Below are 21,089 nucleotides of genomic sequence, written 5' to 3'. Positions count from 1 at the left end.
CCCCCGTCGAACCCCAGCCGACACCCCTGCCGACCAGACTTCCCGGCGCACCGCGAACTACCGTAACAGGCCCGGGTGACGCCGGCGCACTTACGCCTCCTTGACGCGAAAACCTCGCGTTCTTGACGCCTCCAGTCCTCTTCGGAAAGACCTTCGCCGAAGTACGGCGGGGGCGACGTAGGCTGGGCGCCGGAGGCACTGATGCGCGCACGCGATCTCGCCGTCGACTACCCGACGGTCACTCTCGACACCCCCGCCCTGGAAGCCGCCAGGCTCCTGGCCGAGCAGGACCTGCCGGGGCTCATCCTGGTCGACCCCGACGGGCGTCCCCTCAGCATCCTGCCCGGCACCCAGGTGCTGCGGCTGGCGGTCCCGGCGTACTGCCAGGACGACCCGGCGCTGGCCCGGGTGGTGGACGAGGCCCACGCCGACCTGTTCCTGCGGCGGCTCGGGGGCCGGACCGTCCGGGAATGCCTGCCCGAGCAGCCGAAGGAGCTGCCGGTGACCGACATGAAGGCGACCGTGCTGGAGCTGGCGGCGCTGATGGCGCGTACGCGCAGCCCGCTGGTGGCCGTGACCGACGGGGGCCGGCTGGTGGGGGCGGTCACGCTGCAGTCGCTGCTGGACCACGTCCTGGAGGTGTGACCCGCGCGCCCACGACCCGGCCGGGAGTGCCCGGCGGCGTCGTAGGGTGGTCGCATGGCCAGGACCGCGGCACGACAGCCCGTACCCGCCCGGCGCGCGGACGCCGAGCGCAACATCGCCGCGATCCTCGAAGCCGGCACCAGGCTGCTCAGCGCCGATCCCACGGCCAGCGTGGCCGACATCGCCAAGGCCGCCGGGGTGGGCAGGGTGACGCTCTACGGCCACTTCGCGTCGCGGGAGGCGCTCGTGGACGCGGTGCTCGACCACGCGGTCGACACGGCGGAGGCGGTGCTGGCGGACGACTCGATCGAGACCGCCCCCGCGCCCGAGGCCATGGCGCGGCTGCTGCGCTCGTCGTGGGAGGTGCTCGACCGGCACCGGCGGCTGTTCCTGGCCGCCGACCGGGTGCTGGCCACGGAGCGGATCAGGGAGCACCACGAGAAGCCGCTGCGGCGGGTGGAGCGGCTCATCGTGCGCGGGCAGCGCGAGGGCGGCTTCCGCACGGACCTGCCGCCGGCGTGGCTGGTGACGACGTTCTTCTCGATCATCCACAGTGCCGCGCAGGAGCGTGAGGCGGGGCGGCTCGCGCCCGACGAGGTCGAGCCGGTGCTGGTCAAGACGATGCTCTCGCTGCTCACGCCCGCCCGGCCGTAGTCCCGCCGGCCCGCGTCGAGCGGCCCTCCATGCCTCCAGGAAGCCCTACCCCGGTATGGTTCATGCATGCTAACTTGAACACCACTGTTCGAGTTTAGGAGATTTCGGATGAGTCTTCACACGGCTCCCGCCGGGAAGCGCACCGGCGGGTGGGGCGTACTGGCGCTGTTGTGCCTGGCCCAGTTCATGCTGATCGTGGACATCACGGTCGTGCAGGTGGCATTGCCGACCATCGGCACGGACCTCACGCTCGACCGCGAGTCCCTCACGTGGGTCGTGACCACGTACACGCTCTGCTTCGGCGGGCTCATGGTGCTCGGCGGGCGGCTCGCCGACGCGCTGGGCGCCCGGCGCACGCTCCTGGCGGGCCTGGGGCTGTTCACGGCGGCGTCGCTGGTGTGCGGGCTGGCCGGCAGCGGCGCCGCGCTCATCGCCGGGCGGGCGCTGCAGGGGGTCGGCGCGGCGCTGCTCTCCCCCGCGGCGCTGGCCGTCATCACCACCGTCTTCACGGGCGAGCGGCGCGGCCGGGCGCTCGGCGTCTGGGCCGCCATCGGCGGCACGGGGGCGGCCATCGGCGTGCTGGTCGGCGGCGTGCTGACCGCCGGGCCGGGGTGGGAGTGGGTGTTCTTCGTCAACGTCCCGATCGGGCTGGTGGTGCTGGCGGCCGTGCCCGCCGTGGTGCCGCCCGCGCCCGGGAGGCGCGAGCGGGTCGACGTGCCCGGCGCCCTGCTGGTCACGCTGGCGACCGCGCTGCTGATCTACGGGCTGGTGACGGCCGGCGACGCCGGCTGGGGCGCGGCGGGCACGGTGCTGCCGCTGGCCGGTTCGGCGCTGCTGTACGTGCTGTTCGTGGTGGTCGAGCGGTCGGTACGGTCCCCGCTCATGCGCGCCGAGACCCTGGCCAGGCGGCCGGTGCTCTCGGGGACGTTCGTCATGCTGGTGGCGACGGGGCTGATGCTGGGGCTGTTCTTCCTCAGCTCGCTCTACCTCCAGCACGTGCTGAGGTTCAGCCCGCTGGAGACGGGGCTGCTGTTCCTGCCCGTGGCGGTCGCGATCACGATCGGGGCGCAGGTCGGCGCGCATCTCATCGGCAGGCTCGGCGGGCGGCCGGTGGCGGTGGCGTCCTTCGTGCTGACGGCGGCGGGGGCGGCGCTGATGACCCGCATCTCGCCGGAGGCGAGCGCGTACACCACGCTGCTGCCCGGGTTCGTCCTGGCGGCGCTGGGCATCGGGCCGGCGTTCGTGACGGCCACCACGACGACCATGGCGAACATCCCGCCCGGCGAGAACGGCGTGGCCTCCGGCGTCATCAACACCTTCCACGAGCTCGGCGGCTCGATCGGCGTGGCCGCCGTCTCGACGGTCGCCGCGGCGAGCCTCGCGCCGGGCTCGCCGGGCGGCGTCGGGGGTTTCGTCGCGGGGCTCACGCTGTGCGCCGTCGTCGCGGGTGTCGCGGCGGCCGTCTCGCTCGGGCTGGTGCCGCCGGGCCGGCCGGCCACGGCGTTCGTCGGCCACGGCCACTGAGACCGGTGCGGAACGGCCCGTGTTCGACGCGCCTCACTCACGGCAGCCGACGGACGCCGTACGGGCCGGCAGCCGGGTCGGCGGTGGAGTCGGCGGTGGAGTCGGCGGTGGAGTCGGCGGTGGCGCGCAGGCGGGCCGCGTCCTGGCCGGGCGGTGCGCCGAAGAGCCGCCGGTATTCGCGGCTGAACTGCGAGGGGCTGTCGTACCCGACGAGATGTCCGACGCCGGCGACGTCGTCGGGACGGGCGATCAGCAGCGCGCGGGCCTCCTGGAGCCGGATGCGCTTCTGGAACTGCAAGGGGCTCATCGCGGTGACGGCGCGGAAGTGCCGGTGGAACGCGGACGGGCTCATGCCGGCCAGCCGGGCCAGCTCCTCGATCCGCATGGGTTCGGCGTAGTTGCCGCGGATCCAGCCGATCGCCCGGTTGACGTGGGCCAGGCCGCTGTCGGCCAGGCCGATCTGGCGGAGCATGCCGCCGTGCGGACCGGTGAGCAGGCGCCAGAGGATCTCCCGCTCGATCAGCGGGGCGAGCACGGACGCGTCGGCGGGGTGGTCGAGCAGGCGCACGAGCCGGGCCGCCGCGTCGAGCAGCTCCAGGCCCGCCTCGCCGGTCGCGATCGCGGGCAGCCCGCCCGTGGTGCGGGACCACCGCGCGAGCGGGGCCTCCAGCAGGAGCGGTGCGATGGCCGCCGGGCGCAGCACCAGTCCCATGCCCAGGGAAGGGGTCCGCGGGGTGGCGCCGATGAAGTGACCGGTGACGGGCAGGTCGGCGGTGACCACGAGGCACTGCCCCGCCCGGTACTCGTACACCCGGTCGCCGAGCAGGAGCCGCTTGCCGCCCTGGGCCATGACGACCAGCAGCGGCTCGGTCAGCGAATAGTCCGGGGCCGACGTCCCCACCCGCGACAGCAGCAGCCCGTCGATCGACGTCCGCAGGTCCGCCCGCGCGTGGGCCGCGATCAGGCCGCGCAGTTCGTCGAGGTACTGGGAGGTGGTGCGCACACTTCACGGAAGCATCCGCGACCTCACTGAGGCAAGACGATCCAGGCGAAGTCGAGAGGATCGTGCAAGCCTCCGCGCGGATCGGTCTACCGCCGGCCGGGTGGGTCGCGTTTGCATGGTGGGGACGAGATCCGACACACAGGAGGGGCACTCATGCCGCTTGATCATTACGTCACCCTGGGCAGGTCGGGGCTGCGGGTCAGCCCGTTCGCGCTCGGCGCCATGACGTTCGGGGAGGATCCGGGAGGCGCCGGGTGCAGCGTCGAGGAGTCGGAGAAGATCCTGGCGACCTACCTCGATCTGGGCGGGAACTTCATCGACACCGCCAACTTCTACACCAACGGCCACTCCGAGAAGATCCTCGGGGACTTCTTCGCCGCCCGCCCAGGGCGGCGCGAGCGGGTGGTGCTGGCGTCGAAGTTCTTCGGCAACCTCTTCCCCGGCGACCCCAACGGCGGCGGCGCGGGCCGCACCTCGATCCGGGCCCAGCTCGACGAGACCCTGCGCCGCCTGCGCACCGATTACCTGGACCTGTACTGGCTGCACAACTGGGACCGGCACACGCCGATCGAGGAGACGTTGCGCACCCTCGACGACCTGGTCCGCGCCGGGAAGATCCGCTACATCGGGTTCTCCAACACCCCGGGCTGGGTCACCGCGCAGGCCCAGACGACGGCGCTGCTGAAGGGCTGGACGCCGTTGATCGCGCTGCAGGTGGAGTACTCGCTGCTGGCCCGCACCGTCGAGGGCGAGCTCGCGCCGCTCGCGCTCGACCAGGGCTTGGCGCTGGTCCCTTGGAGCCCGCTGAAGAACGGCTTCCTGTCGGGCAAGTACCGGCGCGGCGCGCAGGTCGCCGATTCGGCCCGCACGGCCTTCGTCGGCGGCCCCGGCGAGGAGGAGTTCGCGGTCATCGACGCCGTCGCCGCGATCGCCGGCGAGCTCGGCACCACGTCCGCCGCGGTGGCGCTGGCCTGGCTGCGCTCTCGGCCGGGCACCGTCGTGCCCATCCTCGGGGCCAGGCGGGTCCGCCATCTCGAGGACAACCTCACCGCCCTGGACCTGCCCCTCGGCCCCGAGCACCTGCGCGTGCTGGACGAGGTGTCGGCCCCCACCCTGGACTACCCCGCGCCGATGCACGGAGCGCTGCGCGCGATGCTGCAGTTCGCCGGGGCCACGGTGGACGGTGAACCGTCGGCCGTCTATCCGCCGCTGGCGCAGAGCCCCGTCCGCTACTGAGCGCGCCGCCCCCGTCATCCGGGGCTGTCGTCCGAGGAAAAACCGGGATATCGCCGATGGCTCCGGCGCATTATCCTTCATTGATGGTCACCTTAAGCCGCGCGAAAGCGGTGCAGGCGTAGATGACGCGACTGAGGCTGGCGCACCAGCAATTGCCCGGGGTGACCGTGATCGCCGTGATCGGCGAGATGGACGCCGCCAACCGCGCCCAGCTCGAGGCGTACATCGCGCAGGTCCAGCCGTCGCCCATGGGGCAGCTGGTGTTCGACCTGTCGGAAGTGCCGTTCATGGACAGTTCGGGTCTGCACGTGCTGCTGACCTGTGCCACCAACTGCCTCAAGAACGGCGGCGCCGTCCATCTCGCCGCCGTTCAGCCCATGCCCACCCGGCTCTTCGAGCTGACCGGCGTCCTGGCCCACATGCCCGTGCACGACACGGTCGAAGGGGCCATCACCGCCGCCCTGGCCTCCTAGGAACGCTCCACCCGGGCGGGTTCCGGGCTCGAGGCGTCGCGCATGGCGGTCAGGCCGCCGTCGGGTCGATCCCGCGGAGCATCATCCCCTGCCCCCGGGAGAGGTGGACGTCGTCGGCGGGCTGGTCCTCGGGGTCGCGGTACTGGATGAGCAGGGTCGTCCGCGCCTCGTCCGCCCGGTTGACCCCGGACCCGTGCACGGTGAGATAGCTGAGGAACAGCACGTCCCCGGCCTCGGCCTCGACCGGGACGGCGGACTCCAGCGGCCACTCCGCGAGCGGCAGGTGCCACCCGCCCACCTCGACGTGCGGCAGCGGCCCGTACCGGTGGCTGCCCGGCACCACGCGCACGCAGCCCTTCTCCTCGGGCGCGTCGTCGAAGTGGAAGATCGCCGCGCCCACCGTGTGGCGGGTGTGCGGGAAGTGCGCGGCGTCCTGGTGCATGGGGAACGGCGAGCCCTTCCCTGCGGGCTTGACGAAGATCTTGGTGTGGTGGAGCTGCACGTTCTCCGAGCCCATCACGGCCGCCGCCACGTCGGTGAAGCGCGGGTCCACCATGAGCCGGGCGAAGGCGGCCGAGTGGAACTGCACGTCGTGGCAGTGCCGCAGCTCGGTCTCCGCCCCGCCGATCTCCCGCGCGCTCCCCCACGTGGGGTCCGACGGGCGCAGCCGCCCGAGCACCCCGTGACACTCCTCCCGGTACGCCCGCGCCTCCGCCCTGCTCAGCAGCCCCTTGACCAGCAGGTAGCCGTGGTCCCGGTAGAACCGCACCATCGCCGAATCGGTCATCGCACCCTCCCGCGCGTCCGCCCCGTGCCGTCCTGTCAGTGATTCCCATCCTGCGGTTCAGGCAGGCGGGGCGGTGCGAGGCGGGCGGCCGGGTGCGGGAGACTGGCGGGGTGACCACCGAGAACGCCGATCGCCCCGGTCCGCCCGTGACCAGCCCCTCGATCGTCCTGCTCACGCTGGCGCGCCGGATCGAGACCGAGCTGGCCGCCGCCCTGGCCCCGCTCGACCTCACGGTCAGCCGCCTGGGGCTGCTCGGTCACATCGCCGGCGTGCCCGGGGCGTCGTTCAGCGAGCTGGCGCGGATGTCGGGCACGACGGTCCAGAGCACGCACACCGCGGTGAAGGCGCTGGTCGCGGCGGGGCTGGTGCGCGACAGCACGGCCCGCGCCGGATCGGCGTCGACGATCGAGCTGACGCCCGAGGGCGCGCGGCTGCTGGAGGCGGCCAAGGGCGTGGTGTCCGGGGTGGACGACCTGCTGTTCGGCCCGGAGGCGGACCCGATCCAGCGCCAGATCGCCGACGCCGTCCGCGCCGCGTTCGCCGGGATCATGCCGGTACGCGGGAGCGACGCCAGGCGTACGAGCTGACCGCGATGCCCGCCAGCGTGATGGCGGCGCCCACGACGTAGAGGGAGCTCAGCCCGAGCCCGCCGTCGATGACGCGCCCGCCGAGCCAGGCGGCGAAGGCGGCGGACAGCTGATAGGCGGAGGCGTTCACCGCCATGGCCAGGGTCGGCGCCGCCGAGGCGGTGGCCAGGACGCGCGCCTGCATGCCGGGGATGACCGCGAACCCCGCCGCGCCCAGCACGAACACCATCGCCGCCGTCACCGCCATGTTGCCGCTGCCCGCCCACATGAGGACGAGCACCGCCGCGAGGACGCCCAGCAGCCCGAGTTGCGAGCGCATCGGCGCCCGGTCCGACAGCCGGCCGCCGACGAGGTTGCCCACGGCCGCGCCCACCCCGTACACCAGCAGGAGGACCGCCACCGCGCCGCCGGCGAAGCCGGTGACGTCCGTGACCAGGGGCGCGAAGAAGGTGAACACCATGAGCAGCCCCGCGTTGCCCACGGCCGTGACCGCGATGGCGAGCCGCACGTCCCGGTCGCGGAGCACGCGCAGCTCGCTCACGGCCGAGGCCCCGCCCGACGGCTCGCGCACGTCCGGCACCAGCCGCGCGACCAGCGCGAGCCCGGCCGCACAGCAGGCCGCGACCGCCAGGAACGTGGCCCGCCAGTCGTAGGCGTTCCCGATGAACGTGCCGATGGGCGCGCCCAGGATCATCGACAGGTTCATGCCGAAGACGAGCTTGGAGACGGTGGACGCCTGTTTGCCCGGCGCGGCGGCCGACACCGCGATGACGATCGCGTTGGCGAAGAACGTGGACGTCACCAGCGACGTGACGATCCGGGCCGCGAAGAGCATGCCGTACGCGGGGGCGAACGCGGAGGCCAGGTTCCCGGCGATCGTGATCCCGAGCAGCACGAGGATGAGCGGCTTGCGCGGGAAGCGGGCGGTGAGGGCGGTCAGCACGGGGCCGCCGACGATCATCCCGATGGCGTACGCCGTCACCAGCAGCCCGGCGGCCGGGACCGAGACGGCCAGGTCGGCGGCGATGCCGGGAAGGATGCCGGCGATGACGAACTCACCGGTCGTGATCCCGAACACGCACAACATCAGCGACGGCAGGCTGGCTCTCATCGATCTTCACACTCTTTCTTTACAGATCAGTACAGAACTAGGGCAGCAAAAAGGCCGCGGCTCGACAGCGCGCGGCCGGGGTCTGCTACAAGGCCGCGACGGCCCCCTCGACGACGTCGAGGAGGGCGTCGCGGTCGTCGGTGACCTTGGCGAGCGCGCGCAGGCCGTAATAGGCGCTCTGGAACGCCCGCGCCACCTGCCGCGGCGGCCGGTCCGGCGACAGCTCGCCCGTGCTCTGGCCGATCTCGACCAGCCGCAGGAGCGCCTGCTCCAGGTCGGCGAACTGCCGCCGCACCAGCCCCGCGACCGCCTCGGTGCGCCCGCTGGACTCGGTCGCGGCGTTGAGCGCCAGGCAGCCGCGCCGGCCCGGGTCCGCCAGGTCGGCGTCGATCACCCCGAGCATGAGGTCCCTGAGCCGCTCGCGCACCGACCCGGGCTCGGCCAGCATCGCCAGCTGCGCCTCGGCCCTGGTCTCGGCGTACCGGCGGATCGCCTCCTCGTACAGGCGGTGCTTGCTGCCGAAGGCGTTGTAGAGGCTGCCGCGGCCGAGCCCGGTGCGCTCGCACAGGTCCTGGGTGGAGGTCGCCTCGTACCCCTTCTCCCAGAAGACCTCCATCGCGGCGTCGACGACTGCCTGATCGCTGAACTCCCGTGGCCTGCCCATGGGAGGGAGGCTACCGGATTCTGTACAGATCAGTAAAGAACGGTTGGGGCTAGGGCGTGGTGGCGCAGTACTCGCCGCTCAGGGTGCTGACGCGCATGCACACCTCGTCCCCGCCGACCAGCACCACGGCGGGCCGGAAGTCCCCTTCGAGCGCCGTGCCGGCGGTGGACGTCGTGAGAGAGCCGGGGGTCAGGACGTCGTTCACGGTGAAGGTGAAGACGGCCGTAACCGGCGCGGGCTGGATCTCGAACCAGTAGAAGCGGTCGCCGGGCACCCCGCGGACCTCCTGGCAGACAGGCGTTTCCGGCAGGCAGGTGATCGCCGCCTGAGCCGGAGGCGATCCCCCGAGCGAGAGGATCCCGGCGGCCACCGATACGGCGAGGGCGCGGAGCATGTTCGTCACCTTTTCTTCAGAGATCATCGAAGCCTTCCAGCCGATGATCTATGAAGAGGGGCCGGCGGGCTACCGGGCGTCGACCCGCTGGCAGAGGCCGTAGACGAATCGGGCGCGGTACGTCGCGCCGCCGTGCTCGAAGTCGACCGCCCAATGGTGCGGGGCCTGGCCCTCCTGGTGGACGGCGCCGGGGAAGCTCGCGCCCACGTCGGCCACCACGCAGCTCCAGGGCGCGAGCTCGGTGAAGGACAGCGCCTTGGGGCCCCCGGGGCGGACGAACCACTGGTTCCACGTCTCGCCGCCGGGCCCCGACAGGACCTCGAACTCCAGGCCGGGCCAGGACGGCAGGGCCCAGCGGGACACGCCGCAGGTCAGGCTGCCCACGGCGGTCGTGCCCTCGTACGCGGGGCGGCCGAGCAGCGGCCGGAGCGTCTTCGGCGCCCTCGGCGAGTGGAGCATCCGCGTCCACTGGGCGTGCGCGGCCCGCAGCTCCGCCCTGGACGCGTCCATGACCAGGAGCGCCTGCTCCACCCGCGTGGGGTTGAGATCGCGCATCCGGTGCATCAAGGACAGTTCGAACTGCCGCACGCCGAATCTCACACCCCCGTTTTACCTGCTCCCGGCGTTGCACGAGGCATCGGGCGGGCACCCGCTCCTACCATCGGCGGGTGAGCAAGGCGCGTCCCGTCCCAGGCCCCGGCTGGCTGACCCCGCTGGCGCTGCCCGCCTACCTCGTGCGGGGCGAGCACCTCCTTGACCGGGCCTTCGAACGTTACGGCGACGTGTTCGGGTTCTGGGCGCCGGGCGTCGGGCGGGTGGCGCTCATGCGCGACCCCGCGCTGATCGGCGAGGTCATGACGGCCCGGCTGGACCCGTTCGAGGGACGGCCCACGGCCGCGGCGTGGGGGCCGCGCTCGATCTTCGCGCAGCACGGGGCCGACCACCACCGGATGCGCAAGCTGGTGCTGCCGCTCCTGGGCGGCAGGGCGGTGCAGCGCCACCGCGCCATCGTGGCCGACGTGGCCGGGCGCACGGTGGACGAGTTCCCTGCCGGGATGCCGTTCGCGCTGCTGCCGCTGCTGTGGGAGTCGCTCCTGGAGATCGCGCTGCGCTCGCTGCTCGGGCTGGACCGGCGGCGCCTGGAGGTGTGGCGGCCGGCGGTGCGCGAGCTCCTGCACGTGGCGCTGACGGAGGAGCTCATGGTCCGCTTCGCCCTGCGCGGGCTGGGCGCCATCCGGCTCTGGCCGTCCGCGCAGCGGCTGCGCGCCCGCTGCGTCCGGCTGGTCAGGGGCGAGATCGCCCGCCGCCACGACGGCGAGACCGGCGACGACGTCCTGAGCCAGCTGATGGCCTCGCGCACCGCCGAAGGGTGGCGGCTCAACGACGACGCGCTGGTCGACCAGGTCATGACCATGCTGCTGGCGGGGCACACCACGACCGCGCTCGGCGTGGCCTGGGCGGTCGAGCGGCTCGTACGGCACCCGTCCGCGCTCCACCGGCTGACCGCGGAGGCCCTGCGCGGCGACGACGACCGGTTCGCCACCGCGGTCGCCTGCGAGACGCTGCGCCTGCGTCCTTCGACGTCGACCGTGCCGCTGGGCGTGGCGCGCGAACGGCTCACGTTCGGCGGCTACCGGGTCGAACCCGGCACGAACCTGCTGGTGGCGCTGCGGGCGCTGCACCGCCATCCCCGGCACTTCGCCGACCCCATGGTCTTCCGGCCCGAGCGGTTCCTGGAGGGGCGTCCCGCCCCGTACAGCTGGCTGCCGTTCGGGACGGGGCCGCACGTGTGCGTGGGCAGGCAGTTCGCGCTGCTGCAGATCTCGACGTTCCTGCACGTGGTCACCCGCCGGATGATCCTTTCCGCCGCCGATCCGCGCGACGAGGGGATGAACCGCGTCGCCATCACCCACCACCCCGGCCGGGGCTGCACGGTGGTCGCGGTGCCGCGTGGCCCGATCGCCCCGAAGCCGTTCGGCGGCAGGCCCGATGCCTGACGACCGCCCGCCGATCACCCTGCATCACGCCCGGCTGCGCGCCGCCCCTCAGGGGCCGGACCTCCCGCCGCCCGGGACGCCCGGCCCTGAGGTGATCGCGGCCCGCGCGGGCGAGCGGATCGGGCGGCTGCGCGAGGCGTGGCGCGAGCTCCGCTACGAACGATTCCTCCCGGAGGCCTGGCAGGCCCAGCTCCACCGGTTCGCCACCGCCCTCGACGAGCTGACCGGCCCCGCGGGACGCCCCGGCGGCCTGGTCACCGCCGTGCTCGGCCTGCTGCGCGAGCACGGGCTCGCCGAACCCGGGCCGGACGGCCGGTGGGAGCTGACCAGCCCGGCCCGGCCGTACGAGCTGACGCGGAGCCTGCTGCTGAGACACCCGGCCTTCCTCACGGAGGTCGCGCTGAACAGCCGCATGTACCACCACCTGCCGGCGGTCCTGCGCGGCGAGCGCGACCCGCTGGAGCTGCTGAGCCGCGACGGTGGCGGCGAGCTGACCCGAGGCCTCTACGGCCTCGCCCCGGTCTGCCGCTTCACCAACCAGGTGGCCGGCGCGCTGCTCGACGAGCTCGTCGCCGCCTGGCCGCAGGACCGCCCGCTGCGCGTGCTGGAGGTCGGCGCGGGCACGGGCGGCACGACGGCGGCGCTCCTGCCGCGCCTGCCGCCCGGCCGCACCCGCTACACCTTCACCGACGTCTGGCCGTTCTTCTGCGTCGCCGCCCGCCGCCGCTTCGCCGCCCACGACTTCGTCGACTACCGGCACCTCGACCTGAACGCCGACCCCGCGGGCCAGGGCTTCGCGGCGGGCGGCTTCGACGTGGTGATCGCGGCCAACGCCCTGCACACCGCCCGGGATCTGACCGCGGCCCTGCGGCGGGTCGGCGCCCTGCTCGCCCCAGGCGGCCACCTCCTGGCCGTCGAGATCCACGACCCGCGCCTGCTGATCGGCACGTTCGGCCTGCTGGAGAGCTTCTGGCAGGTCGACGACCCGCACCTGCGCCCGCACGGCCTGCCGCTGTCCCGCGACCGGTGGCCCGCGCTGCTGCGCGAGTGCGGCTTCGACCAGGTCGTGCAGACCGGCGACGACCGGCCGCCCGCCAGGGACGGCTTCTCCGTCATGCTGGCCTCGCGTCCTCCGGCCGCCGGGGTTCGGCGGCGGCCGCTGCCCGCGCCTCCCGACGGCACCCGCTGGGTCGTCGCCGCGGAGACGGCGGCCGAGCTGCCGCTCGCCGAAGCGGTCGCCGGGCTGCTGACCGCCGCCGCCGAGGCGACGAGCGCGGAGGCCGTGGCGGTGCTCGCCGACGGCGACGCGGGTCGCTGGCGTGAGCCGGTGTGCGGCGGCGGTGCGGGGAACGGGCCGGTGCGCGTGGTGTTCGTGCTGGCCGAGCGCGGTGAGGGCGCCGGCACCGACGACGAGCCGCGGCTGCGGGTGGAGCAGGCCGTCGAGCGGATGGGGGTGCTGCGGGCCGTCGTGGCCGCGTGCGACGAGCTGCCACCGGCCGTCGAGCGCTCCCTGTACGTGGTGACGCGGCCCAGCGGCGCGTTGCCCGCCCCTGAGCTGCCCCTCGTGCCCGCCGACGCGGCGATCTGGGGAGCCGCCCGGGCCCTCGCCAACGATCGGCCCGGCCTGCGCCTGCCCAGGATCAGCCTGCACCGCGAGGGCACGGTCGCCGTGGACGCCGACCGGCTGGCCCGCGAGCTGCTGGCCGACCTGCCGACCAACCCTGGCGAGAGCGAGGTCGCGCTGACCCCGGGTGGCCGTTTCGCCGCGCGGGAGATGCCGTACGAGAGCGTCGGCGACCGGGGGCGGCACTACGTCCTGGACCTTGGCGGTGCGGGGCGGGACGGGGAGCCCGCCTGGGTGGAGGCCGGCCCTCCGCCACCGCCCGGCCCCGGCATGGTGGCCGTCGAGGTGCGGGCCGCCGGGCTGGCCGATCGGCCGCTCCCGTCCGCCGGGTGGGCGTTCGCCGGGCTGGTCACCGCGGCCGGGGCGGGCGTGCGGCACTCCGGGGTCGGCTGCCGGGTGGTCGGGGTGGCGCCGGACGTGCCGGCGTCCCATGTGGTCGCCGATGCCCGGCTCGTCGGTGAGATCCCGGACGGCATGAGCTTCACCGAGGCCGCCACCCTGCCGATCCCGTTCATCGCCCTCGCCCGTGACCAGACACATGGTGGCCCGCACGGTGGTGCCACGGGGCTGGGGCTGGCGGCGTTGCAGGACGCGTGGCAGCGCGGCGTGCCGATCGCTGCCACCGCGCGGACGGCGGCGCAACGCGAGCTCCTGTACGGCCTCGGCGTGCCGGAGGTGCTCGACGACCCGTCACACGATCTCCAGGCGCGGGAGGTGCCCGAGGACGCGGGCGGGCCGGGCGGCGACGGGTCCGAGGTGTTCGGCGAGGTCATGGAGCGAGTGCGCACGGGCGTGCATCGCCCTCTCCCGCACACCGTCCACCCCGCCGCCCGGGTGCGGGAGGCGTTCGCGTCCATGCGGCACGACCGGCACCTCGGCGCGGTCGTGGTCTCCTTCGACCCGCTGGACGGCCCGGTGCCGGTCAGGACGCGACCGGGGCGGCTCCGGCCGGATCCCGGCGGCACGTACCTCGTGGTGGGCGGGGTGGGCGGGTTCGGGGCCGCCGCCGCGTACCGGCTGGCCGAGCGGGGCGCCCGGCACCTCGCGCTGGTCTCGCGCCGGGGCGGCGACGCGCCGGAGGCGGCGGCGACGGTGGCCGGGCTCCGGTCGCGGGGTGCGCGGGCCTCCGTCCACGCCGCCGACGTCACCGACCTGGCCGCCATGGCGTCGGTGCTCAAGGAGATCGACGCCGGGGAGCATCCCCTGCGCGGCGTGGTGCACGCCGCGATGGAGCCGGACTCGGGCGACCTGCTGCGGCTGGACCCCGCGCGGCTGGCCCGCGTGCTGGGCTGCAAGATGGCCGGCGCCCTGGTGCTGGAACGGCTCACCGAGGGGCGGGAGCTGGACCTGTTCTGGCTGTTCTCCTCGGTCAGCGGCACGTACGGCGGCGCCCGGCAGTCCGCGTACGCCGCCGCCAACGTCTTCCTGGACGCCCTGGCCCGGCGGCGGCGCTCCCGTGGCCTGCCCGGGCACGCCACCGCGTGGGGCACCATCGGCGACGCCGGGTTCGTCGCCCGCCACGGCATCGCGGCGGTGTTCGCCGGGAACGGCTTCCTGCCCATGGCGTCCGGGGAGGCGCTGACGGCGGCCGAGGGCCTCATCGCGGCCGGCATCGAAGCCGCCGCCGTGTCCCGCTACGACCGGGCCCGATGCCGGGCCGCCCTGAAGGCCGACGCCGACGTCGCGACCCGGCTCAGCCCACTGGTCGACTAGTCAAGAGCCGTTCTTGACCCGACACGAGGGCTCCGGCGCCGCCCCGGCCGCCCGCGCGGCGACATGCTGGGACCCCGCGAAGGAAAGGCGAGAACTCTTGTCCGAGGAAGACATCCTGCGGCTCGTGCGCCGGTACTGCGCCGAGATCTACGTCGTCGACCCGGCGGTCATCACCCCGCTGACCACGTTCGTGGACGACCTGGAGTCCGACAGCATGAGCGTGCTCGAACTGCGGGCGGCGCTGGGCGGCCACGGGCTGGACATCGACCCGTCCGACTTCACGATGGAGATGACGGTCGGCGACGTCGCCCGGCTGGCGCACCGCTCGTACCTCGCGCGGCAAACGGCCGGTTAGCGGGGCATGGCCGTACCGCTGACGGGGTCGGACCGGCTTTTCCTCGGCGCGCTCGGCACGGCCGGCGACCACCGGCTGCACATCGCCCTCGCGGCGCGGCTGCCCGGCCCCGCGCCCACCAGCGGTGAGCTGCGGCGGCTGGCCGCCGATTCGGCCGCGCGGGCCCCGGTCCTGACCTACCGGCTGGCCCGCGGGCGGTGGGCGCCGGATCCCGCGTTCGACCCGGCGCACCACGTCGTGGAGTACCGGGTGGCGCCGGGCCGGGACGTGTGCGCGGCCGTGGTGGACGCCGTCAGGGACAACCGGCTGCGGCCCGAGCGCCCGCTGTGGAGCCTGATGGCCGTGCACGGCTACGCCGAGGACGAGCACGTGCTGTGCTACCGCGTGCACCACGCCTTCCAGGACGGCGTGGGGGCAGCCCGGATCGCGGTGCGGGCCGTGCTGCTGGGCAGAAGCGTCCCCGCGCCCGACCCGACGGTGGCGGTGCGCACGCCGGTCAGGGCACGGATGCGGCTGCTCTCCACAGGGGCCCGGCTGGCGGCCCCGTCGGCGCGGCTCAGGCCGCCCCCGGGCACGGCGGGCGAGGCGCAGCCGGGCGCGAGGACGTTCTTCCTGCGGCTCGACGTCGCCGCCGTCCACGGGATCGCCGCCGCGACCGGCGCGAGCGTCCCGCAGGTGGGCCTGGCCGTGCTGGCCGGCGCGCTGCGGGCCTGGAACCCGTCCCGCTGGCGGAAGGCGGGCCGCCGGGGCACGACGGTCTCCTTCCCGCTCAACCTGAACGGCCGCCTGCGCGACGGCGGCCTGGGCAACGGGACGACCACCATGCCGGTCGTCCTGCCCTGCGCCGAGCCCGCGCCGCGCGAGCGGCTGCGCCGGGTCATGGAGCAGACGAGCGTCGGGCGGATGGCCGCCTACCGGCGCGACCGCTATCCCGTCAAGGCCCCGGCGGCGGTGTTCCGGCTGCTCAGGTGGCTCGTGTCCAGAGCGTTCCTGGGCCGGCTGACGGTGAGCGTCATCGGGGTGAGCCTGCCGCTGGACGGCTGCTTCGCCGTCCCGCCCACGTACGACACCGGCGGAGGGGTCGTGTCGATCGTGCACAGTGGCACGACCGTCGTCGCCTCCTGCGTCTTCTCGGCCGCGATCGCGCACGCCGACCGCCTCCCGGGCCTCATGGAGCAGGCCCTCGACGAGCTGCGGCGCGAGGTCGCCCGATGACCCGGCATCAGCAGGCGCGCAGGCGGAGGAGGCTGCTGGCGTAGCCGCCCTTCGGCAGCAGCGGCGGCAGGCCGCGGGACATCAGCACCGCGCCATGGTGCACCACGCCGGTGTCCTCGTCCCGGTAGCGGCCGTCCGGGTCGAGCCCGGCCAGGCGGAGCGGCGCGATCGGCGTGCCGAACGCGACGGGCCCGTGCCAGGCGAGCACGACCACGCGTTCCTCGTGCACGTACTGCACCCCGTACGGAAGCCGCCACAACCGCCCGAACTGCACCACGGGCCGGATGTCCTTGTAGAGGGCCACCAGCTCGGCCGCCTCCGACAGCTCGGCCTCGCTCCAGCGGGAGAGGTCGCCGCCGAGCCCGAGCGCCCCCGCCATGGCCACGTGGAAGCGGAAGCGGAGCGGGACGGAGCGCCCGGTCAGCGGGTTCGGGCTGTCGGTGACCCAGGCGGCCATGGCCCGGGCCGGGTACACCTGGCTGAACCCGCGCTGGATCGCGACGCGGTCGTGGGCGTCGGTGTTGTCGGAGGTCCACACCTGGTCGGTGCGGGCCAGGATGCCCAGGTCGGTACGGCCGCCGCCGCCCGCGCACGCCTCGATGCGCAGGTGCGGGTGGTCGGCGCGGAGCCGGTCCATGATCGAGTAGACGGCTCTGACGTGGTCGATCCAGAGCCGGTCCTGGTCGGGGTCGCCGGGCCGGCCCGCCTCGGTGAAGGCGCGGTTGAAGTCCCACTTCAGGAAGTCGACGGCGTGCTCGGAGACCAGCTTGTGCAGCCATTTGTGCGCCCAGTCGGCGACGTCGGGGCGGGCGAAGTTCAGCACGAGCTGGTTGCGCAGCAGCGTGCGGGAGCGGCCCGGCATGTGCAGGACCCAGTCGGGGTTGGCGCGGTAGAGGTCGCTGTCGGGGTTGACCATCTCGGGCTCGACCCACAGGCCGAACCGCATGCCCAGCCGGTGCACCTCGTCGATGAGCGGGCTCAGCCCGTCGGGGAAGCGCTCCTCGTTCACCCACCAGTCGCCGAGCCCCGCGCTGTCGCCGGTGCGCCCGCCGAACCAGGCGTCGTCCATCACGAACAGCTCCGCGCCCGTCCGGGCGGCCAGCCCCGCGAGGTGGCGCTGGTTGGTCTCGTTCACGTCGAAGCCGACGGCCTCCCAGGCGTTGTAGACGACCGGGCGCGGCTCGTCCGGCCGGGGCAGCACGTGCCTGGCGATGTGGTCGTGCCAGCGCCGGCTGGCCTCGCCGTACCCGTCGGGCGCGTACACGCCGGCGAACACCGGCGTCACCCACTCCTCGCCCGGCTCCAGCCGCCAGGTGAGGCCCTCGTGGCCGAACCCGCCGGTCCAGCTCACCCGCCCGCCGGGCGTGCGGGTGAGCGTGACGCGCCAGCTCCCGCTCCAGGCCAGGGCACAGCTCCAGACCTCGCCGTGCCGCTCGCCCGCGTCGCCGCCGTCGATCATGAGCCAGGGGTTCGCGTGGTGGCTGCTCACCCCGCGCCTGCTGGTCAGCGTCGTCTCCCCCACGACCGGTTCGGTACGGCTCAGCGCGTGCTCCGAGCTCCAGCCGCCTGTGACGTGGCTGAGCCGGTAGCCGTCCAGCGCCGGAACGCTCCAGGCCGCCGAGTCGCACCGCAGCACGGTCACCGGCACCTGCGGGCGCAGCACGGTCCAGCGCTCGATCACGTCGCTGTCCTCGTACACCCGGTAGTGCAGCTCGACCAGGAGCGGCCGGCGGCGGTCGGAGAAGCGCAGCGTCAGGTGGCCGCGGTCGATGCCGTCGCCGATGTCGTGGCCGTCGTGCCGCCACTCGATCCCCCGGTCGCCGCCGGGGAGGACGACCTGCAGCGACGGCGTCTCGAACCGGGCCCCCACCTCGGAGACCAGCTCCTCCTCGCCCGCCGTGCTGTCGAAGCTGCTGGCCCCGGACGCGGCGGGGCCCGGGAGGCTGGCGGCCTGCTCGGCGCTCAGCGCCGGGCCCCAGTGCAGGCAGCGGGGAGCGTCGTCGTCCGCGAGGGCCACGACGTAGCTCGTGCCCGGGGTACGCAGCAGCCACCTGCGGCTGGAGGCGTCGAAGGTCACCGATCGCATGCCTCGGAGCCTAGGCACGACCCCGCTCGAATTCAATTCTTGACGAAGTTAATTACTGCTACTATCGCACTCATGCACCCTCGGCTCACCTCGACTCCCGCGGCGGCCACCGTGTTCACCATGGTGCTGACCCAGGGGCCGGTCTCCCGGGTGGAGATCGCCAAGCGGAGCGGGCTGTCGTCCGCAGCCGTCACCAAGGCCGCCCGGCCGTTCATCGAGGCAGGCTACCTGGAGGAGCTGGAGGCCACCGAGCGTACGGCACCGGGCGCGGGCCGACCGGCCAGCCCGCTGTCCATCCGGCCCGAGCGGGAGTTCTTCTGCGGGGTGAAGATCACCCATGAGGAGCTCATCGGCGTGGTCACCGACCTGCGCGCGCAGCCGCTGGTCTCGGCGCACCGCCCGCTGGCCACGACGTCGGCCGAGGGCGTGGTCTCGGCGCTGGCCGAGCTGGTCGCCGAGCTGCTGGCCGCCGACCCCGCCTACGGCGAGCGCTGCCACGCGCTGGGCCTGGCCGTGTCCGGCGACGTCGACAAGGCCCACGGGGTGGTGCGTTACTCCCCTTTTCTGCAGTGGCACCAGGTGCCGCTGGCGCGGCTGGCCGCCGAGGCCACGGGCCTGACCGTCACGATCGAGAACGACGTCAAGTCGCTCACCGTGGCCGAGCAGTGGTTCGGCGACGGGGTGGGCGCGTCGTCGTTCGCCCTGGTCACCGTGGGGGTGGGGATCGGGTGCGGGCTGGTGGTGAACGACCGGGTGGTGGCCGGCGCGCACGGGGTGGCCGGGGAGATCGGCCACATCCCCGTCGGGGGTGACGAGCCCGAGTGCCACTGCGGCGGGCGCGGCTGCGTCGAGGCCATCGCCGGCACGGCGCCGCTGCTGGCGGCGGCGCGCGCGGCGGCCGGCGACGAGTCGCTGACCGTGGACGGGGCCGTCACCGCCGCCCACGCGGGCGATCCGGCGGTGCGCGAGGTGTTCGCCCGCGCGGGCCACGCCATAGGGCTGGCCATGGCCGCGATGGCCAACCTCTTCGGGCCGGAGCGCATCATCGTGACCGGCGACATGCCCGGGCTGGCCTCGTACGACCTGTTGGAGGAGCAGCTCAACCGGGCGTTCGCGGCCCAGGCGTTCGGCGCGGCCGCCGACTGCCGGCTGCTGCTGCGCCCGCGCGCGTTCGAGCAGTGGGCCCGCGGCGCCGCCGCGGTCGCCATCCAGCACCACTTCACCCTCCAGGGAGATTGAGTGACCGCGGCCCCCGGCGTCTGGCAGCCACACGATCGAGAGTTCGAGCAGCCGGAGGAGGTGCGGGTCGAGGCGGCGGGGCTGGAGTTCGTGTGCTCGGCGGCGGCCGCGCTCACCTGGACCGCGTCCGAGGCGTCCCCGGGCCTGCTCGATCTGCGGGTCGTCCCCGATCGGGCCGCCGACGTGCGGGTGGCCTGGCGGATTCCGTGCGTGGACGCGACCGCGTTCTGGGCCGCCGACGGCGGCGAGCACCGTGGGCTGCCGCCGTTCTGGCGCCGTCCCCGCACGGCGGCGCTGGAGAAGAACGCGCCCGTGGGCTGCCTGGTGGGCGCCGGTGACGTGGCGCTGTGCACCTACGCCGCGGGCGAGGTGGTCCGGCCCGTGCGAACGCGCACCGGGGTGGTGGAGGAGACCGGCGAGTTCGGGTTCTGGGTGGAGCACGAGGCCGGGCCGGAGGAGGGGCTCGTGCTGCGGCTCGACCTCACCCGGCGGCACTTCGCCAGGACGCTGGCCGAGGTGGCGGACTGGTGGCGCGCGCTGCACGGCCCGATCCCCGACGTGCCGCGGGTGGCGCGGGTGCCCGCGTACTCGACCTGGTACGCCATGCAGCAGCACGTCAGCGCCGAGAGCGTGGAGCGGCAGGCGGGGCCGGCGGCCGAGCTGGGCTGCGAGGCGATCATCGTGGACGACGGCTGGCACAGCGACGACCGGGGGCGCGGGTACGGCTATGTCGGCGAGTGGGAGCCGTCCCCCACCACGTTCCCCGATATTTCGGGACATGTGGGCAAGGTGCGGGGCGAGGGGCTGGCGTACCTGCTCTGGTACGCCCTGCCGTTCGTCGGCCGCCACACGGCGCTGTGGGAGCGCGTGCAGGGGTACACGCTGGCGTACAAGAAGCACATGAACGCCGCCATCGTCGACCCCCGCTACCCGCACGTCCGCGACCTGATCGCCGGCCACCTCACCCGGGCGGTCACGGAGTGGGGCATGGACGGGCTCAAGATCGACTTCATCGACCAGTTCGCCGTGGAGGACCCGCCCGAGCCCGGCCCCGAGGCCGACTGCCCGACCGTGAACGAGGGCGTGCGCCGGCTCCTGGCGCAACTGCCGCGCGACTGCCTGGTCGAGCTGCGGCAGCCGTACGTGAGCCCGGGCCTGTGGCCGTACGCCACGATGGTGCGCGCCTCCGACTGCCCGCTCAGCCCGGCGCACAACCGGCAGCGCACGGTGGACCTGCGGCTGATCGCGGGACCGCTGGCGGTGCACGCGGACATGCTGATGTGGCACGCGGACGAGCGGCCCGAGCACGTCGCCACGCAGCTCGTGAACGTGCTCTTCTCGGTGCCGCAGATCTCGGTGGACCTGACCGCGCAGACGCCCGAGCAGAGCGAGGTGCTGCGGTTCTGGCTGGGCTTCTTCCGGGAGCACGCGGAGGTGCTGCAGCGCGGCGCCTTCGAGCCCGCCCGGCCCGACCTGGGCTACCCGCAGGTCACGGCCCGCTCGGGCGACACGGTCATCACGGCCCGGTACGCGCCGATGCCGGTCACCGCGCCCGCCACCGGCACGCTCTGGCTGGCCAACGGCGACCGCTCGACGGACGTGCTGCTGCGGGTGCCCGACGCCGGCACGGCCCACGCCACGATCCTCGACTGCCGCGGCCGCACCGTCACCTCGGGCAACCTGCCCCTGCGACCCGGCATCGCCCAGGTCACCGTCCCGGAGGGCGGCCTGCTGCGCCTGGAACGCTAGGCCGCCCGCTTCCGGGGCCTCGGGGTGGCGGCG

Annotated in this window: 19 protein-coding genes; 12 read left to right on the top strand and 7 right to left on the bottom strand. The window is 74.1% G+C overall.

All coding sequences use genetic code 11. The features are described 5' to 3' along the window. Window positions 1-201 precede the first annotated feature (201 nt). The 3 genes from ABZS69_RS09615 to ABZS69_RS09605 all read left to right on the top strand — a co-directional run bounded on the left by ABZS69_RS09615 (window position 202) and on the right by ABZS69_RS09605 (window position 2,823). The gene (locus ABZS69_RS09615) at window positions 202-645 is read left to right on the top strand and encodes a CBS domain-containing protein (RefSeq protein ID WP_355369065.1); all 444 of its coding nucleotides are present in this window, start codon (window positions 202-204) and stop codon (window positions 643-645) included. A 54-nt stretch (window positions 646-699) separates the two neighbouring features. Further along, window positions 700-1,299: a TetR/AcrR family transcriptional regulator gene (locus ABZS69_RS09610; RefSeq protein ID WP_355369063.1), complete on the top strand. Its 600-nt coding sequence runs from the start codon at window positions 700-702 to the stop codon at window positions 1,297-1,299. A 108-nt stretch (window positions 1,300-1,407) separates the two neighbouring features. Next, a complete protein-coding gene (locus ABZS69_RS09605; RefSeq protein ID WP_355369061.1) occupies window positions 1,408-2,823 on the top strand; it encodes an MFS transporter in 1,416 nt (471 codons plus the stop codon). A gap of 37 nt (window positions 2,824-2,860) precedes the next feature. Here the strand turns inward: ABZS69_RS09605 and ABZS69_RS09600 are convergent, their stop codons facing one another. After that, window positions 2,861-3,826 carry an AraC family transcriptional regulator gene (locus ABZS69_RS09600; RefSeq protein ID WP_355369059.1) on the bottom strand — a complete coding sequence of 322 codons (966 nt, stop codon included), beginning with the start codon at window positions 3,824-3,826 and terminating at the stop codon, window positions 2,861-2,863. A gap of 153 nt (window positions 3,827-3,979) precedes the next feature. Here ABZS69_RS09600 and ABZS69_RS09595 point away from each other — a divergent pair, with 153 nt between their 5' ends. Further along, window positions 3,980-5,062, top strand: coding sequence for an aldo/keto reductase (locus tag ABZS69_RS09595; RefSeq protein ID WP_355369057.1), 1,083 nt, complete (start codon window positions 3,980-3,982; stop codon window positions 5,060-5,062). 122 nt (window positions 5,063-5,184) lie between these two features. Then, on the top strand, window positions 5,185-5,535 hold the full coding sequence (locus ABZS69_RS09590; protein ID WP_355369055.1) for an STAS domain-containing protein: 351 nt from the start codon (window positions 5,185-5,187) through the stop codon (window positions 5,533-5,535). A 49-nt stretch (window positions 5,536-5,584) separates the two neighbouring features. Here ABZS69_RS09590 and ABZS69_RS09585 read toward each other — a convergent pair whose 3' ends face one another. Continuing rightward, on the bottom strand, window positions 5,585-6,322 hold the full coding sequence (locus ABZS69_RS09585) for a phytanoyl-CoA dioxygenase family protein (protein WP_355369053.1): 738 nt from the start codon (window positions 6,320-6,322) through the stop codon (window positions 5,585-5,587). Between the two features lie 110 nt (window positions 6,323-6,432). Between ABZS69_RS09585 and ABZS69_RS09580 the strand changes: the two genes are divergently transcribed. Beyond that, window positions 6,433-6,909 carry a MarR family winged helix-turn-helix transcriptional regulator gene (locus ABZS69_RS09580; protein WP_355369129.1) on the top strand — a complete coding sequence of 159 codons (477 nt, stop codon included), beginning with the start codon at window positions 6,433-6,435 and terminating at the stop codon, window positions 6,907-6,909. Here the strand turns inward: ABZS69_RS09580 and ABZS69_RS09575 are convergent. From ABZS69_RS09575 to ABZS69_RS09560, 4 genes are all read right to left on the bottom strand, one after another. After that, window positions 6,869-8,020, bottom strand: coding sequence for an MFS transporter (locus ABZS69_RS09575; RefSeq protein ID WP_355369051.1), 1,152 nt, complete (start codon window positions 8,018-8,020; stop codon window positions 6,869-6,871). The two genes, ABZS69_RS09580 and ABZS69_RS09575, sit on opposite strands and share 41 nt — an antisense overlap. An 85-nt stretch (window positions 8,021-8,105) precedes the next feature. Then, entirely contained in the window at window positions 8,106-8,684 is a 579-nt protein-coding gene (locus tag ABZS69_RS09570) for a TetR/AcrR family transcriptional regulator (protein WP_355369049.1), read from the bottom strand. 49 nt (window positions 8,685-8,733) lie between these two features. Further along, complete coding sequence (locus ABZS69_RS09565) at window positions 8,734-9,105, bottom strand: hypothetical protein (RefSeq protein ID WP_355369047.1); 372 nt, start codon at window positions 9,103-9,105, stop codon at window positions 8,734-8,736. Window positions 9,106-9,147: 42 nt separating this feature from the next. Beyond that, entirely contained in the window at window positions 9,148-9,678 is a 531-nt protein-coding gene (locus ABZS69_RS09560; protein WP_355369045.1) for a hypothetical protein, read from the bottom strand. 68 nt (window positions 9,679-9,746) lie between these two features. Here ABZS69_RS09560 and ABZS69_RS09555 point away from each other — a divergent pair, with 68 nt between their 5' ends. The 4 genes from ABZS69_RS09555 (at window position 9,747) to ABZS69_RS09540 (ending at window position 15,982) form a co-directional block, all read left to right on the top strand. Beyond that, window positions 9,747-11,075, top strand: coding sequence for a cytochrome P450 (locus tag ABZS69_RS09555; RefSeq protein WP_355369043.1), 1,329 nt, complete (start codon window positions 9,747-9,749; stop codon window positions 11,073-11,075). Beyond that, window positions 11,068-14,412, top strand: coding sequence for an SDR family NAD(P)-dependent oxidoreductase (locus tag ABZS69_RS09550; protein ID WP_355369041.1), 3,345 nt, complete (start codon window positions 11,068-11,070; stop codon window positions 14,410-14,412). Before ABZS69_RS09555 ends, ABZS69_RS09550 begins: the two co-directional genes overlap by 8 nt. 97 nt (window positions 14,413-14,509) lie before the next feature. Then, window positions 14,510-14,767 (top strand): acyl carrier protein, encoded by a 258-nt coding sequence (locus tag ABZS69_RS09545; RefSeq protein WP_355369039.1) that lies wholly within the window; start codon window positions 14,510-14,512, stop codon window positions 14,765-14,767. 6 nt (window positions 14,768-14,773) lie between these two features. Continuing rightward, window positions 14,774-15,982, top strand: coding sequence for a wax ester/triacylglycerol synthase domain-containing protein (locus ABZS69_RS09540; protein ID WP_355369037.1), 1,209 nt, complete (start codon window positions 14,774-14,776; stop codon window positions 15,980-15,982). A gap of 7 nt (window positions 15,983-15,989) precedes the next feature. On the opposite strand, the gene ABZS69_RS09535 is transcribed toward ABZS69_RS09540, so the two are convergent. Next, a complete protein-coding gene (locus ABZS69_RS09535; RefSeq protein WP_355369035.1) occupies window positions 15,990-18,068 on the bottom strand; it encodes an alpha-galactosidase in 2,079 nt (692 codons plus the stop codon). A 72-nt stretch (window positions 18,069-18,140) separates the two neighbouring features. Here ABZS69_RS09535 and ABZS69_RS09530 point away from each other — a divergent pair, with 72 nt between their 5' ends. Both ABZS69_RS09530 and ABZS69_RS09525 read left to right on the top strand, forming a co-directional pair. Then, complete coding sequence (locus tag ABZS69_RS09530; protein WP_355369033.1) at window positions 18,141-19,307, top strand: ROK family protein; 1,167 nt, start codon at window positions 18,141-18,143, stop codon at window positions 19,305-19,307. Next, window positions 19,308-21,056, top strand: a complete 1,749-nt coding sequence (locus ABZS69_RS09525) for a glycoside hydrolase family 36 protein (RefSeq protein ID WP_355369031.1) — start codon at window positions 19,308-19,310, stop codon at window positions 21,054-21,056. Window positions 21,057-21,089 lie beyond the last annotated feature (33 nt).

Origin of the sequence: Nonomuraea sp. NPDC005650, assembly GCF_040605375.1 — a bacterium.
Taxonomy (GTDB): Bacteria; Actinomycetota; Actinomycetes; order Streptosporangiales; family Streptosporangiaceae; genus Nonomuraea.
The sequence above is the reverse complement of the archived record's forward strand: the minus strand, read 5'-3'. Positions and strand labels throughout refer to the sequence as shown.

Excerpts from the sequence above, each read along its gene's own strand:
- ABZS69_RS09615 (WP_355369065.1), top strand. The coding sequence starts at position 202 with ATGCGCGCACGCGATCTCGCCGTCGACTACCCGACGGTCACTCTCGAC.
- ABZS69_RS09610 (WP_355369063.1), top strand. The coding sequence starts at position 700 with ATGGCCAGGACCGCGGCACGACAGCCCGTACCCGCCCGGCGCGCGGAC.
- ABZS69_RS09605 (WP_355369061.1), top strand. The coding sequence starts at position 1,408 with ATGAGTCTTCACACGGCTCCCGCCGGGAAGCGCACCGGCGGGTGGGGC.
- ABZS69_RS09595 (WP_355369057.1), top strand. The coding sequence starts at position 3,980 with ATGCCGCTTGATCATTACGTCACCCTGGGCAGGTCGGGGCTGCGGGTC.
- ABZS69_RS09590 (WP_355369055.1), top strand. The coding sequence starts at position 5,185 with ATGACGCGACTGAGGCTGGCGCACCAGCAATTGCCCGGGGTGACCGTG.
- ABZS69_RS09585 (WP_355369053.1), bottom strand. The coding sequence starts at position 6,322 with ATGACCGATTCGGCGATGGTGCGGTTCTACCGGGACCACGGCTACCTG.
- ABZS69_RS09575 (WP_355369051.1), bottom strand. The coding sequence starts at position 8,020 with ATGAGAGCCAGCCTGCCGTCGCTGATGTTGTGCGTGTTCGGGATCACG.
- ABZS69_RS09570 (WP_355369049.1), bottom strand. The coding sequence starts at position 8,684 with ATGGGCAGGCCACGGGAGTTCAGCGATCAGGCAGTCGTCGACGCCGCG.
- ABZS69_RS09565 (WP_355369047.1), bottom strand. The coding sequence starts at position 9,105 with ATGATCTCTGAAGAAAAGGTGACGAACATGCTCCGCGCCCTCGCCGTA.
- ABZS69_RS09550 (WP_355369041.1), top strand. The coding sequence starts at position 11,068 with ATGCCTGACGACCGCCCGCCGATCACCCTGCATCACGCCCGGCTGCGC.
- ABZS69_RS09540 (WP_355369037.1), top strand. The coding sequence starts at position 14,774 with ATGGCCGTACCGCTGACGGGGTCGGACCGGCTTTTCCTCGGCGCGCTC.
- ABZS69_RS09535 (WP_355369035.1), bottom strand. The coding sequence starts at position 18,068 with ATGCGATCGGTGACCTTCGACGCCTCCAGCCGCAGGTGGCTGCTGCGT.
- ABZS69_RS09530 (WP_355369033.1), top strand. The coding sequence starts at position 18,141 with ATGCACCCTCGGCTCACCTCGACTCCCGCGGCGGCCACCGTGTTCACC.